Source organism: uncultured Desulfobulbus sp. (genome assembly GCF_963662935.2).
Lineage (GTDB): Bacteria > Desulfobacterota > Desulfobulbia > Desulfobulbales > Desulfobulbaceae > Desulfobulbus.
Map to the genome: position 1 here is coordinate 2,088,572 of NZ_CAXXTL010000002.1, position 12,292 is coordinate 2,100,863.

The window sequence follows — 12,292 nt, forward strand, 5'->3', positions numbered from 1 at the left end:
ATGTGGGTTTGAGTTGAGGACATCAATCAGACCTTGAGAAAGATTTCCGCCTTCTTGATTTCCGCATCAACCGCTTCGCTCAGGCTCATAACGGTCTTCCACTGCAGGTCGCACATATCGAGGAGCGAGGCTAATTGGTTCTCGTTGGAAAACCTGTTGCCGGCATAGCCAATATCAAACAAACAGATGTAAAAGTCAGCTAGAGCCACCGTGGCTACCAAGGCCTGATGTTCCGGTTGGGCAAGCTCCGGCGAGTGGTGGTGACAAATGGCGTCGGTGATGACGGCATTGAGCTTCCATTTGGAAGCAATCATCTCTCCAACCTCTTCATGGTCGATTTCCAGGAATTTTTTCTCCAGTATAATCAACGCTTGCTGTTCTATTTTAGCCTGGGTCAGGACCTCGGTGTATTCGTCACCAAAGGGAATCTTGCCGAGATCGTGCAACAGCCCGGCGACAAAATACTCCTCCCGCTCAGCCAGCGGAACGCCGCGTTCGGCGGCCAGGAGTTTGGCCAGAACCCCTACACCGATGGAATGCTCCCAGAAGTCCTTGATGGGCAGGGCCTTGGATTTCTTGGCCTGGCCGACGCAGCGAATGATGGCGGTCGACAGGGCCAGATTTTTGACGGTGTTCAGTCCCAGCATGATGATGGCCCGGGTCAGCGAAGTGACCTTATTCATCAGGGAATAGTAGGCCGAATTAATCAGCTTGAGGACTTGTCCGGTCAAAACCGGGTCAAGAGAAATGACCTTGTTGAGATCGTTGGGAGCAGTGTCCGGCCGGCTGCAGATCTCTAGAACCTTGCCGACCGTCGTGGAGAGGCTCGGCATTTTATCAACAAAAACACGGATTTTGTCCAGTTTTGTTTTTCGATCATTCATCAAGACGACAGAGGGCTCGGTGGGTTGGCAGGAAACGCCGGTTCATTCACAATCCGGCTATAATAAATGAAGGAAGGGGGGAGGTCAAGCAGAGGGTGTGATTTTTCCCGGGTCGATTAACACCCGTGTTTTTTTAAAAAATTGCTGACCACCTCTTCCATGAGTTGCAATTGAGTCTGACCGGTTTCATTGATCCGGATCCACAGGCAGCGCTGAAAGGCCCGGTACAGATCCTCGGGGATCTGTAAGCGTAACTCGATCAGGGACTGAGGAACCGGCTGGTCAGCGGGCTGCTCAGTTTCGGGCATGGTAGGCTACGACGTCCTGGTAACGGAGACCTGAACCGCCAAAGATATCAAGGGCGGAGCCGACGGTCACATCGATGCGCCCTTTGCCGCTGGTGCGGATGCATTCGAGATCGGCCAGCGACGAGACTCCACCGGCATAGGTTGTGGGCACGGGAACGGATGTTGCCAGTAGTTCGAGCAGTCTGGTGTCAATGCCCATGCATTTGCCTTCAACATCAACGGCGTGGATCAGAAACTCATCGCAAAAGGCAGCCAACTCTTCAAGCACTGCCGGGCTGATCCGCAAACTGGTGAATTTTTGCCAGCGATCGGTGACTACATAGTACCCGTCCTCACGCCAGCGGCAACTCAGGTCGAGCACCAACCGCTCCTTGCCGACCAGGAGGGTCAGGTTGTTGAGCCGTTCTTTATCAAGGAGACCGTCATGGAAGACATGGGAGGTGACGATGAGATGGGAAGCCCCTTGGTCCAGCCAGAAGAGGGCGTTGTCTCCGGTAATGCCGCCGCCCACCTGCATCCCACCGGGCCACGCATCGAGCGCTTCACGGGCTGCGGCCTCGTTGCCGGAACCGAGCATGATGATGTGACCGCCGCGGAGATTGTCCTGGCGATACATGTGGGCGTAATGGGAGGGCGGAAGTTCAGAGGAAAAATTCGTTTGCAGAGTGGCTTGATCGCTGGCCAGAGTGGAGCCGACAATCTGTTTCACTCTGCCTTGGTGCAGATCTATGCAGGGCCGGAAACGCATCACGCTCTTTCCAAAAAGAAAAGGGCTGCCGGCGATAGCCGACAGCCCTAAAGACACTGAGGAGTTACATTTCTTTGACCATCATCGTGGTCGGGTCGAGGCGCAATCCCTTGCCGCCTGACACCTGCTCACCGTAGTTGCGGATGATGTCGAGCTGGATGGTGGCATCGGACTCCGGCTTCAGCAGGATGATCATGTCAAAGAGGTCATCGATCTCATGGCAGGGAGCCGGTACGCCGGTCGGCGATACCCGGGGATCGCCGCGGTGGCAGGTGGCCGAGAACCAGGCCTGCATATCCATATTCTCCATGAGATTTTTAATGTCTTCCAGGGATTCGCGGTCCGTCTTTTCAAAATCGAAGCCGTCGACGATCAGGCAATTCGGCCGGAAGATATCCTGCAGCACCAAATCGTTCAACCGTTCTTCCAGTCTGGAGCGAGTAAAGGCCGCGATCTTGAAGGTCATGATCATCCGGTGGCGGGCCACCATGTCGATGAGTTCATGCGGCCGGGTGACACTGTGCTCCTGGAGGATAAACTGGAGGATGTCGTCGTACCAGGTCTTTGTTTTTTCGATGGATTCACCGATGCTGACATGGATGACGCGCTTGCCCCGAAGGATGGAGTCGAGAGCGATCTGCACCAGTAAAGCGGTCTTGCCGAGACCGGCCCTGGCCATGACCAAACCCATCTGATTGTTTTCCCTGCCCATATTCAGAACCCGCAAAGGGTTCTGCTGTACCAGCGGTTCGTATCCCATAATTGTACCTCGTTCCGGTTAATGCTCTCGTTCTGTCCGTTTCAACCGACTGGACGCTGTTCACGCATCTTTTTTGGTCGCGGCAAAAGCCTTGATCAATTCGTCAGCCACGCTTCTTGGCACCTGCTTGTAGGTGGCGAATTCCATGGTGAATTCTGCCTTGCCTTGGGTCAGGGAGCGGAGGGTGGTGGAATAACCGAACATCTCGGCCAGCGGCATCTCGGCCTCGACCACGGTATAATTGCCCTCTTCAAAGGTACCAATGATGACACCTCGGCGCTGATTGAGGCTGCCCATGACCGCACCCTGAAACTCGGAAGGACCTTCCACCGCCACCTTCATGATCGGCTCCATGATCAGCGGAATGGCTTTGGCGTATCCCTGTTTGAAACCGCCGATGGCAGCCAGCTGGAAGGCGATGTCCGAGGAGTCGACCGCATGGTAGCTGCCGTCGGTGATGCCCAGGCGGACACCGGTGATCGGGGATCCGGTCAGGGTGCCTTTCTCCAGGGATTTTTGGAAACCCTTGTCGCACGAGCTGATGAACTCCCGCGGAATCACGCCGCCGACGATCTTGTCGACAAATTCGTATTCACCCTCTTCCAAGGGTTCGATAAAACCTGCCACCCGGCCATACTGACCGGAACCGCCGGTCTGCTTTTTGTGGGTGTAGTCGAACTCGGCTCGCTGGGTAATGGTTTCACGGTAGGCAACCTGCGGTGCCCCGACCTCTACCTCGGCTTTGTACTCCCGCTTCATGCGCTCGATGTAGACTTCAAGGTGCAGCTCGCCCATGCCGGAGATGATGGTTTCGCTGGTCTCGTGATCGACAAATGTCTTGAAGGTGGGGTCTTCTTTCGTGAACCGGTTCAAGGCCTTGGACATATTGATTTGCGCCTTGTTGTCGATCGGTTTGATCGCGAGTGAAATAACCGGGGCCGGGACATGCATCGAGCTCATGGACCAGTTCAGGCCAGGGCTGCAAAAGGTGTCGCCGGAGGCGCAGTCAATGCCGAACAGGGCGACGATATCACCGGAACCGGCACCCTCGATCTCTTCCATCTCGTTGGCATGCATGCGAACCAGACGGCCGACCTTGAATTTTTTGCCGGTGCGGCTGTTAATAATGGTGTCGCCCTTTTGAATCATGCCCTGGTAGGTACGGATGTAGGTCAACTGTCCGTAGCGGCCATCCTCAAGCTTAAAGGCGAGGGCCACCAGCGGGTCCTCTGAATTGTTGCTAACCACTACCTCGTTCTCGTTCTGATCGAGATCCAGGGCGGTGTTCTCAACATCAGTCGGACAGGGCAGGTAGGCGGTGACCGCATCAAGGAGCAATTGCACCCCTTTATTCTTATATGCGGAGCCGATCATCACCGGAGTCAGCTCGAGGCTCAGGGTGCCGCGGCGAATGGCGTCGTGGACCAGGGCCTCGGGAATGTCAGTCTCCTCCAGCATGGCTTCCATCAGCTCGTCGGAGAACATGGACACGGCGTCAAGCAACTCTTCGCGCTTGGCATCGGCCTCATCCTGCAACTCGGCGGGAATCGGTTCGTAACGAATGTTTTCGCCCTGATCGCCGTCAAAATAGACGGCCTTCATGCAGACCAGGTCAATCATGCCCTGTAAGTCACTTTCCAGACCGATGGGGAGCTGGATCATAACCGCGTTCAGGTCCAGCTTGTCACGCAGCTGCTGGGTGACCCGAAAAGGATTGGCGCCGGTACGATCGCATTTGTTGATGAAGGCGATGCGAGGAACCTTGTAGCGGGTCATCTGCCGGTTGACGGTGATGGATTGCGACTGCACGCCGCCCACCGAGCAGAGGATCAACACCGCCCCGTCAAGAACACGCAGGGCGCGTTCAACCTCGATGGTGAAATCGACGTGGCCGGGCGTATCAATGATGTTGATGTCGCTCCCTTTCCAAGAGCAATAGGTGGCAGCGGACTGGATGGTGATACCACGTTCTTTTTCCAGTTCCATGGAGTCCATGGTCGCCCCGACACCGTCTTTGCCACGAACCTCGTGGATGGCATGAATGCGCTGGGTGTAAAACAGAACTCGCTCGGTCAGCGTGGTTTTTCCCGAGTCAATATGGGCGCTGATACCGATATTCCGTACGTTTCCTAAATCTTTTTTCATAACGCGTTCCTCAATTCCCGCTTTCAGGTCGCTCTTGCTCTGGTCTGTTGCGTTCTTATGGGGTTGTTGACATCTGTTCGTAAATAAAAAAAGGAGTTACAGCAGTTCTGCAACTCCATGCTCAATGCGGTGATGGTGTTGGCTGGAAGGTGGGGGAAAAGGATGATTCCTTAACTACTCAGATGAATGTTCACCCGTAAACCTGTGCTTACTGCTCTGCAAGAGATTCGCTTGTACACCTTACTTTAGTAAAGCTGCTTTTTATAACGCAAGGGCAGGTACGAGTCAACCATTTTTTTGGCACTTTTTAAATCGTCAGGCAAGCAAGAGTGTCAATTCAACGTGTAACCATCGAAAAATACCAGTTCGAAAAGCCCCAGGCACCAGCGGCTTTTCGAGCATTTCCCCTTCTGCTAATCTAGCATTACGACTTCGCCATGATCAATATGGTATTTAGCGGCAACGATCAGCAACTTGTCCGAATCGACAAGATGTTTCAGCACCCCGGATTTATTGATAAGGGTGGCTTTGACCAGCGCAATGTTCGTATCGACCACCGCCTCGACGAACTGGGCATTGTCCTTCTCGGAAATTTTCCCTGCGTCCTTAGTTTTTATCAGGGCGGGCTGGATGGCCTGGACAATCGCCCCGATATTCCCTTCGCCTTTTCCTTGTAAATCCACCGTTGCTTTGACTGCGCCGCATTTTTCGTGCCCAAGAATCACAACCAGCGGAGTGCCAAGGTGCTCGGCGGCGTATTCAATGCTGCCCAGGATAATCGGATCAGTGACATTGCCGGCAACCCTGATTACGAATAGCTCTCCGATTCCCGTGTCGAACAGGAGTTCCGGTGGCAGTCTTGAATCGGAACATGTCAGAATGATCGCATACGGCTTCTGGCCAGTAGCAAGCATTTTGACGACCTCCATGCTGTCGCCGGTATGCAGGTGCGCACCGGAAATAAAACGAACATTGCCGGCTTTCAATTTTGCTAGCGCCTCTTGATACGAGATCGAAGGGGCTCCTGTTGAGGCGATCGCTCCCCCGACAGACAGTATGAAGAATGCAACAATGACTGATAATCTCTTGGTGAAATTCATTTCATGCCTCCTGTTTAATTGAATAATCTCAGTGAAAAAGATGGCGAGCACCCGTGTTGTTTACCCCTTAAGCGACCTTGGTAATCTGAGTCTCACAACCCATATTTCTTGCTGTACCCCCGTGGCGTTACCATCTTGTCCCGCCAGACAAAGGTCTGGGAGTTGCCGATGATCACCGTGGTCTGCATGCCGATTTCCTCATCGAGCATGTTCGCAAGTGTGGTCAGGCGGACGGTCTCGTGCTCGCGGGTGGCGCCGCTGACGATACCCACCGGGGTGTCGGAGGAGCGATGCGTGAGCATAATTTCACGAGTGCGAACGATCTGATCGGTCCGCTTTTTGGATCTGGGATTGTAGATCACCACCACGAAATCGGCCGGGGCCACGGCCTCGAGGCGACGCTCGATCATCTCCCAGGGGGTCATCAGGTCGGAGAGGCTGATAGCGGCAAAATCGTGCATCAGGGGGGCGCCGAGGATGGCGGCGCAGGAGTTGAGGGCGGCGATGCCGGGAATGATGTCAATCGGCGCCTTGGCGTTCATGGATTTGGCCAGCTCAAAGACCAGCCCGGCCATGGCGTAGATACCGGGGTCGCCGCCGCAGACCAGCGCCACCCGGCGGCCTTCTTCGGTCAGTTCCAGGGCCTTGCGGCAACGGTCGATCTCCTGCATCATTGACGACGAGATCACCTCGCTGGCCGGGTTGAGACAGTCCCGGACCAGGTCGAGATAGGTGCGATAACCGACCACAATTTCGGCTTGCTCCAGAGCGGTGCGGGCCCGGGGGGCCATGAGATCGATTGCGCCGGGGCCGATCCCCACCACCACCAAAGAACCGTTTCTGTTGTCCTGTCCTGTTGTCATTGTGCTGTTCTTCCTAGTGTTGTGATTGCGAGGGGATCGGCGATCTCCGCAACGGCGGTGGTTACGTCCGTCCATTTCATTTTGGCGACCAGCAGGGTGCTGCCTGGTCCTGCACTGAGGAGGGCCGCCGGTTCGGCCACGCCCTTGGCCCCGGTGGCGCGCTGCACCGCGGCGGAGGCGATGATGCCTTCGACCTGGTTGAGTTGGTCCTTGCTGTAAAAATCGATGGTCCAATTCTGCTGGCGGGCAAAGTCGAGTAAACCTGCTTCATCCTGCTTGAGATCGATCGAGGCTAGGCGGGCAATGGCCTGGGGCGCCAGGTGATGCTGCAGGCAGGTCTTTTCCACGGCGCCAGCGATGGCCGAAGCCGATGTCCCCCGATTACAGCCGATACCAACGACCAGGGCCTGGGGATGCAGCAGGGCTCCACGAGCGGCTCCCTCTATCCGGCTGTCGATGACCAGGTCAGCCGCAGCTCGTTCGGCCACCGGATGGAGATCAGGCGGCAGGTCCGGGAGGAGATATCGGCTCCAGAGGGTGAGTGAGCCGTGATCCACCAGTCGCCCCATAGCCTTGGTGAAAGCGGCCTTGTCGCTGGGCGTCAAATCCCAATCCCGGCACCATAGGTCCAGGGGGGTGCGGCCCAGGACGTCTGAGGCGGTGGTGAGTACGGCCTGTCCGCCGGTTGCGGCAGCCACCAGGTGCGCTAGGTCATTGGCGCCGCCGAGGTGACCGGAGAGCAGGGAAACTGCAAAGCGACCACTCTCATCGCAGACCACGATGGCCGGGTCCCGGTATTTGTCCTGCAGCAGCGGGGCAATGGTGCGGACCACGATGCCGGTGGCCATGATGCAGACGATCTCCCCGTATTCCCGCCAGACCCGGTTCACCACCTCGGTCAGTCGTCCTTTACAGGCAAAGAAGTCAGCGTCCAGCGAAGCAGCCAGCCTCTGGCCTAATACACAGCCTCCACGGCTCAGTGCAAGGACGGCAAAGCGCCGTTTCTCCCCGGACCTCTCCGCCATCAGCGATATTCGTGGCTGAAAGCCGCGTCATAGAGTTTCGAGGCGTTCCGGCTGTCCTCGGCCAGGGCCGGACCGACGATGATCATCGCCGTCTTTTTGATCTGCGAATCGTGGATTTTGGCGGTGATGTCGGCCAGGGTGCCCCGGAGAATCTGCTGATCCGGCCAACTGGCCCGTTCGACCACGGCAATCGGCGTCTGCGGCGGATAGCCGCCGGCGGTCAGATCCTCGACCACCCGGGCCATCATCGACACGCTGAGAAAAATGCACATGGTCGCCTGGGCGCGCGCCAGATTGCGCAGCGATTCCGGCTCCGGAACGGGCGTGCGGCCCGCCTGACGGGTGAAGATCACCGTCTGGGTGACCTCGGGTACGGTCAGCTCTTTTTTCAGAGCAGCGGCGGCGGCAAAGGCGGAGCTGACCCCCGGCACCACCTCGTAGGGAATGTCGAATTGATCCAGCCACTGCATCTGCTCGCGGATCGCCCCGTAGATGGCCGGGTCGCCGGTGTGCAGGCGCACCACCAGCAGGCCGTCGCGGTAGCCCTGGGCGAGTACCTGCATGATGGCTTCGAGATCCATGGCGGCGCTATCGTGGCAGACGGCCGTAATCCCGTCGAGCAGGGCGACGTTGACCAGACTGCCGGCATAGACCACCACATCGGCCGAATCCAGCAGGCGGCGGCCTTTGAGGGTAATCAGTTCCGGGTCGCCGGGTCCGGCGCCGAGGAAGACGACGGGATGGAGGGCTGCCTCAGGCGGCGATTTCGATGGTTCCATTGGACACCTGTACCTTTTTTTTGCGGATCACCATTGTGGAGAAGTAGTGGAGCTTTCGGCCTCTGGCCTCGCGGATGTCCGTGTAGACCCGTTCGCCCGGCATGCCCGAGCGCTCGGTCAGCACCGCGCAGTCGGTGAGCCTCAGTTCCTCGAGGAGGTCGATCAGGGCATCGATTCGCCGGTGGACCTTCATCAGCACCACTGCGTCCAGGTTGGTGAGGATGCCGCGCAGCCGGTCGTCTTCAAAGGCAGCGGGGACCACGGCCAGGACATCGTCGCCCAGGGCCAGGGGGCTGGCCTGGGAGGCGGCGCAGGCGGCCATGGCGGTGATGCCGGGGACCACGGTCACCGGGACCTGCGGCCGCTGTTCCTGAATCATGGCCAGAAGATAAAAGGCGGTGGAGTAGAGCGTGGCGTCGCCCAAGGTCGGAAAGGCCACGTCCTCGCCCCGGTCGAGATGCTTGATCACCTCGTCGGCTGATTTCCGCCAAGCCTGGAGCAACTGGTCGTCGGTTTCCTGGCCAAGAAAGACTTTCTTCATGGGGAAACAGAGCGAAAGGATGGTGCGGTCGTTGTCCGGAACCATCTGGCCGGCGATCTGCTGGGCGCTGCTGAGGCCGTTTTCCTTGGCCGTGGGCACCGCCCAGACCCTGGCTTTGGTCAGGATGCGCACCGCCTTGTAGGTCATGAGTTCCGGGTCACCGGGACCCACACCGACCAGGTAGAGGTGGCCGGGCTGCGATGAGGAATTGTCACTGCTCATTTGTCGCCTGTGATAAGGGTTATGGGGTTGAAGACATGGGGTTCGCCGTCGGGATACTGCCGGCGGGTCACGGTGAGGGTGCTGCTTGCCACCCTCAGGCCCAGCCGTTGCAGGCTGGTCAGGGCAGTGGCCTCGGTTTGGGCCAGCACGGCATTGATCACGATCCGGCCGCCCGCGGCCAATCGACCCACCGCCGCCTCGATGATAGCCTCCAGTTGCTTGCCGCTGCCGCCGATGAAGATGCGGTCAGGGGGGGGCAGGCCGATCAGGGCCTCCGGGGCTTGGCCGCTCACCAGATGGATGGTGTAGGCGCCGTATTGCCGGATATTGGCACGGATGTTCGCCTGTTCCTCGGGTTTCTTTTCGATGGTGTGGATCGACAGTCCCGGACAGAGCCGGGCTGCCTCCAGGGAGACTGAGCCCGAGCCGCCGCCGATATCCCAGAGAACGCCGGTTGCCGGCAGCCGCAGCCGGTGGAGGGTGGCGGCGCGGACCTCGTCTTTGGTGATCAGGCTCCGGGAATGCTGGATCTCGTCTTCCCTGAGGCCGAAGCGGATTCCCAATGGTTGGTCCGGTTGTTCCACCAGCACCATGTTCAGCGGGGAAAAGCGGTCGGCGGCGATTTCGTGCAGGCTGCCGCTGGTCAACCGCTCATCGGCCAAGCCCAGATTCTCCGCCACCCGGATGCGGAGACCGGCAATGCGCTCGTGGTCCTCGCAGGCCTCCAGGGCCGCCAAGAGCCGGGCTGCCACCTGGTCCGGGCTGTTGCGGTTGTCGGTGAACAGGATTGCGCGATGATGGCGGAGCACCCGGCCAGGCATATCGTCGCCGTTTCGGCCATGAAGGCTGACCACGGCTAGGTCGTCCCAGGGGGTATGGAAACGGGCGCAGGCCAGTTGGACAGCGGACAGGGCTGGGTGAATGCGGAGCCGTTCCGGCCCGAAACGGCTGATCAGGGTGCGGCCGATGCCGTAGAACAGGGGGTCGCCGCTGGCGAGGATGGCGACATCGCCGCCGGCAAGGGCTTCTTCCACGGTGTTCAGCATGGCAGCCAGCGGAGCAATATCAATCAGGGGGCAGCTTAACCCCGCCACCAAGGGGCGATAGCGACGGGAGACGGCAATGGCGGCGCAGCGGCGCAGCAGGGGCCATTGCTCGGCGGTTAAGGACCGGCCACTGATGCCGATCAGTTCAATCCGCGACATGCACCACTCCTTTTTCCGATGTGACCAGATACACCTGTACCGGCAGGCCGGACCAACGTTCCGCCTGTTCCCTGGCCTTGCGGCAGACCGCCGCGATCAGATCGTCGCGCTGCATTGTTTTGAGTCGGTCATAAATCTCCCGGGCTGTATTGGCGGTGCGAAATTCGAGGGCTGCTTGTTGCTCCAGGCCGAGATCGGCCAGCAGATCGGCCGCCTGCCGGGTCTCCAGGGCGCCGTTGCGTACATGGGTCTGGGGCACAGCCAAGGCCGCCTTGATCAGTTTGGCCCACATCCCGGCCAGATGGAGATGACTGAACCCCTGCCGCTTGGCGGCCTCCAGGGCATAGAGCAGGTAATCGCCCATCATGACCTGGGCCTCCTCCGGCAGACGGAGCCGGTCCTGCACCGCTGCCTCCGAGGTCCGGCCGGTGGCCAGGATAACCTGGGTCAGCCCGGCGGCTCGGGCCACCTGCATTGAGGCCTCGATGGTGTCGGTCCAGGCCTTGGCCGAGACCGGCCGGACAATGCCGGTGGTGCCGAGGATGGACAGGCCGCCAATCACCCCCAGCCGCCGGTTGAGAGTTTTCTCCGCCAGGGCCTCGCCGTCACGGACAAAAATCTGGACTTCCAAGGCCGCATCACTTCTATCGCCTTCCTCTAGGGCCTCGGCTACTGCTGCCCGGATCATCCGCCGAGGCACCGGATTGATCGCCGGTTCGCCTACGGCCACCGGCAAGCCGGGCTTGGTGACCAAGCCAACACCGGGCCCGTTGACCAGGACAATCTTCTCTTCCCGCCCGCCATCAAGCCAGCGTACCGTGGCCCCGACCTCGGCGCCGTTGGTGACATCCGGATCGTCACCTGCATCCTTGACTACCGTGGCCATGGCCTGTTGAGCGGTGCCGCCGAAACGGCAGAGGGCAAAGCGGTGGCGCGAATCGTCGGGAAAAGGGATCTCGACTGCTCCAGGATTCTCCCGGCCCAGCAGGCAGAGCACCGCCGCCTTGGCTGCAGCTGCCGCGCAGGCCCCGGTGGTGTAGCCGCTGCGCAGGGCTCTTTTTCCCCTTGCTTGCTGCCCCATCGCGTCCTTAGGCCAACCGCAGCAGGGCGTTGACTGCCGCCACGGCGACCGGTGTGCCGCCCTTGCGTCCCAAGGCGGTGATGAAGGGATAGTTTTTTTGCGCCAGCAACTCCTTGGACTCGCTCGCATTGACAAAGCCCACCGGCACGCCGATCACCAGATTCGGGGCAAAGAGTCCCTGCTCGATCAACTCCATCACTTTGAGCAGGGCCGTGGGGGCGTTACCGATGGCAACAATGCCGATGTTGTCGGCAATGCTGCGGGCCATGGCGGCATCGGATCGGGTGGTGCCGTTCTGTTTGGCCATGGCCACGGTGTCCGCCTCCGCCACCCGACAGATCACCCGGCCACCGAAGCGGGTCAGGAGTGCGGCGGAGATGCCGCTGGCCGCCATGTTGACGTCCACCAGGATGTTCTTTCCGGCCCGGATGGCGGCCAGGCCCGTCGTTACGGCCTGGGGGTGGAAGCGCAGGTTCTCGGCGAAACTGAAGTCGCCGGTGGCGTGGATGGTGCGGCGGACCACGGCAAATTCCTCGGGTGAAAATGCGGTGGGCCCGAGTTCGCGCTCGATGATGCGGAAACTTTCTGCTTCTATTTCCTGAGGGGCGATCTGTTGTAAGGTAACCATGAT

At 59.2% G+C, this 12,292-nt stretch carries 13 protein-coding genes; all 13 read right to left on the bottom strand.

Translation table 11 applies throughout. From position 1 onward, the window contains the following. Nucleotides 1-26 precede the first annotated feature (26 nt). The 13 genes from ACHZCX_RS13560 to ACHZCX_RS13620 all read right to left on the bottom strand — a co-directional run bounded on the left by ACHZCX_RS13560 (nucleotide 27) and on the right by ACHZCX_RS13620 (nucleotide 12,289). Nucleotides 27-884, bottom strand: coding sequence for an HDOD domain-containing protein (locus ACHZCX_RS13560; RefSeq protein WP_319587751.1), 858 nt, complete (start codon nucleotides 882-884; stop codon nucleotides 27-29). A gap of 116 nt (nucleotides 885-1,000) precedes the next feature. After that, nucleotides 1,001-1,192 carry a hypothetical protein gene (locus ACHZCX_RS13565; protein WP_319587752.1) on the bottom strand — a complete coding sequence of 64 codons (192 nt, stop codon included), beginning with the start codon at nucleotides 1,190-1,192 and terminating at the stop codon, nucleotides 1,001-1,003. Beyond that, the gene (gene hisA, locus ACHZCX_RS13570) at nucleotides 1,179-1,940 is read right to left on the bottom strand and encodes a phosphoribosylformimino-5-aminoimidazole carboxamide ribotide isomerase (protein WP_319587753.1); all 762 of its coding nucleotides are present in this window, start codon (nucleotides 1,938-1,940) and stop codon (nucleotides 1,179-1,181) included. Before hisA ends, ACHZCX_RS13565 begins: the two co-directional genes overlap by 14 nt. Nucleotides 1,941-2,004: 64 nt before the next feature. Next, on the bottom strand, nucleotides 2,005-2,700 hold the full coding sequence (locus ACHZCX_RS13575) for a hypothetical protein (RefSeq protein WP_319587754.1): 696 nt from the start codon (nucleotides 2,698-2,700) through the stop codon (nucleotides 2,005-2,007). A 60-nt stretch (nucleotides 2,701-2,760) separates the two neighbouring features. After that, nucleotides 2,761-4,845, bottom strand: a complete 2,085-nt coding sequence (gene fusA, locus ACHZCX_RS13580; protein WP_319587755.1) for an elongation factor G — start codon at nucleotides 4,843-4,845, stop codon at nucleotides 2,761-2,763. 413 nt (nucleotides 4,846-5,258) lie between these two features. Further along, a complete protein-coding gene (locus ACHZCX_RS13585; protein WP_319587756.1) occupies nucleotides 5,259-5,945 on the bottom strand; it encodes a carbonic anhydrase in 687 nt (228 codons plus the stop codon). A 92-nt stretch (nucleotides 5,946-6,037) separates the two neighbouring features. Further along, complete coding sequence (cobJ, locus tag ACHZCX_RS13590; protein ID WP_319587757.1) at nucleotides 6,038-6,808, bottom strand: precorrin-3B C(17)-methyltransferase; 771 nt, start codon at nucleotides 6,806-6,808, stop codon at nucleotides 6,038-6,040. Beyond that, nucleotides 6,805-7,833 carry a cobalamin biosynthesis protein gene (locus tag ACHZCX_RS13595; protein WP_319587758.1) on the bottom strand — a complete coding sequence of 343 codons (1,029 nt, stop codon included), beginning with the start codon at nucleotides 7,831-7,833 and terminating at the stop codon, nucleotides 6,805-6,807. Before ACHZCX_RS13595 ends, cobJ begins: the two co-directional genes overlap by 4 nt. Continuing rightward, the gene (gene cobM / locus ACHZCX_RS13600; RefSeq protein WP_319587759.1) at nucleotides 7,833-8,612 is read right to left on the bottom strand and encodes a precorrin-4 C(11)-methyltransferase; all 780 of its coding nucleotides are present in this window, start codon (nucleotides 8,610-8,612) and stop codon (nucleotides 7,833-7,835) included. Before cobM ends, ACHZCX_RS13595 begins: the two co-directional genes overlap by 1 nt. Next, the gene (cobI, locus tag ACHZCX_RS13605) at nucleotides 8,587-9,375 is read right to left on the bottom strand and encodes a precorrin-2 C(20)-methyltransferase (RefSeq protein WP_319587760.1); all 789 of its coding nucleotides are present in this window, start codon (nucleotides 9,373-9,375) and stop codon (nucleotides 8,587-8,589) included. The genes cobM and cobI overlap by 26 nt, the downstream gene beginning before the upstream one ends. Then, nucleotides 9,372-10,580 (bottom strand): precorrin-6y C5,15-methyltransferase (decarboxylating) subunit CbiE, encoded by a 1,209-nt coding sequence (gene cbiE, locus ACHZCX_RS13610; protein ID WP_319587761.1) that lies wholly within the window; start codon nucleotides 10,578-10,580, stop codon nucleotides 9,372-9,374. The genes cobI and cbiE overlap by 4 nt, the downstream gene beginning before the upstream one ends. Beyond that, on the bottom strand, nucleotides 10,567-11,661 hold the full coding sequence (locus ACHZCX_RS13615) for a cobalt-precorrin-5B (C(1))-methyltransferase (protein WP_319587762.1): 1,095 nt from the start codon (nucleotides 11,659-11,661) through the stop codon (nucleotides 10,567-10,569). The genes cbiE and ACHZCX_RS13615 overlap by 14 nt, the downstream gene beginning before the upstream one ends. A 7-nt stretch (nucleotides 11,662-11,668) precedes the next feature. Continuing rightward, a complete protein-coding gene (locus tag ACHZCX_RS13620) occupies nucleotides 11,669-12,289 on the bottom strand; it encodes a precorrin-8X methylmutase (protein ID WP_319587763.1) in 621 nt (206 codons plus the stop codon). Between the last annotated feature and the right edge of the window lie 3 nt (nucleotides 12,290-12,292).

Excerpts from the sequence above, each read along its gene's own strand:
- ACHZCX_RS13565 (WP_319587752.1), bottom strand. The coding sequence starts at position 1,192 with ATGCCCGAAACTGAGCAGCCCGCTGACCAGCCGGTTCCTCAGTCCCTG.
- fusA (WP_319587755.1), bottom strand. The coding sequence starts at position 4,845 with ATGAAAAAAGATTTAGGAAACGTACGGAATATCGGTATCAGCGCCCAT.
- cobM (WP_319587759.1), bottom strand. The coding sequence starts at position 8,612 with ATGGAACCATCGAAATCGCCGCCTGAGGCAGCCCTCCATCCCGTCGTC.
- ACHZCX_RS13585 (WP_319587756.1), bottom strand. The coding sequence starts at position 5,945 with ATGAATTTCACCAAGAGATTATCAGTCATTGTTGCATTCTTCATACTG.
- cobJ (WP_319587757.1), bottom strand. The coding sequence starts at position 6,808 with ATGACAACAGGACAGGACAACAGAAACGGTTCTTTGGTGGTGGTGGGG.
- ACHZCX_RS13575 (WP_319587754.1), bottom strand. The coding sequence starts at position 2,700 with ATGGGATACGAACCGCTGGTACAGCAGAACCCTTTGCGGGTTCTGAAT.
- cobI (WP_319587760.1), bottom strand. The coding sequence starts at position 9,375 with ATGAGCAGTGACAATTCCTCATCGCAGCCCGGCCACCTCTACCTGGTC.
- ACHZCX_RS13560 (WP_319587751.1), bottom strand. The coding sequence starts at position 884 with ATGAATGATCGAAAAACAAAACTGGACAAAATCCGTGTTTTTGTTGAT.
- ACHZCX_RS13615 (WP_319587762.1), bottom strand. The coding sequence starts at position 11,661 with ATGGGGCAGCAAGCAAGGGGAAAAAGAGCCCTGCGCAGCGGCTACACC.
- hisA (WP_319587753.1), bottom strand. The coding sequence starts at position 1,940 with ATGCGTTTCCGGCCCTGCATAGATCTGCACCAAGGCAGAGTGAAACAG.
- ACHZCX_RS13595 (WP_319587758.1), bottom strand. The coding sequence starts at position 7,833 with ATGGCGGAGAGGTCCGGGGAGAAACGGCGCTTTGCCGTCCTTGCACTG.
- ACHZCX_RS13620 (WP_319587763.1), bottom strand. The coding sequence starts at position 12,289 with ATGGTTACCTTACAACAGATCGCCCCTCAGGAAATAGAAGCAGAAAGT.
- cbiE (WP_319587761.1), bottom strand. The coding sequence starts at position 10,580 with ATGTCGCGGATTGAACTGATCGGCATCAGTGGCCGGTCCTTAACCGCC.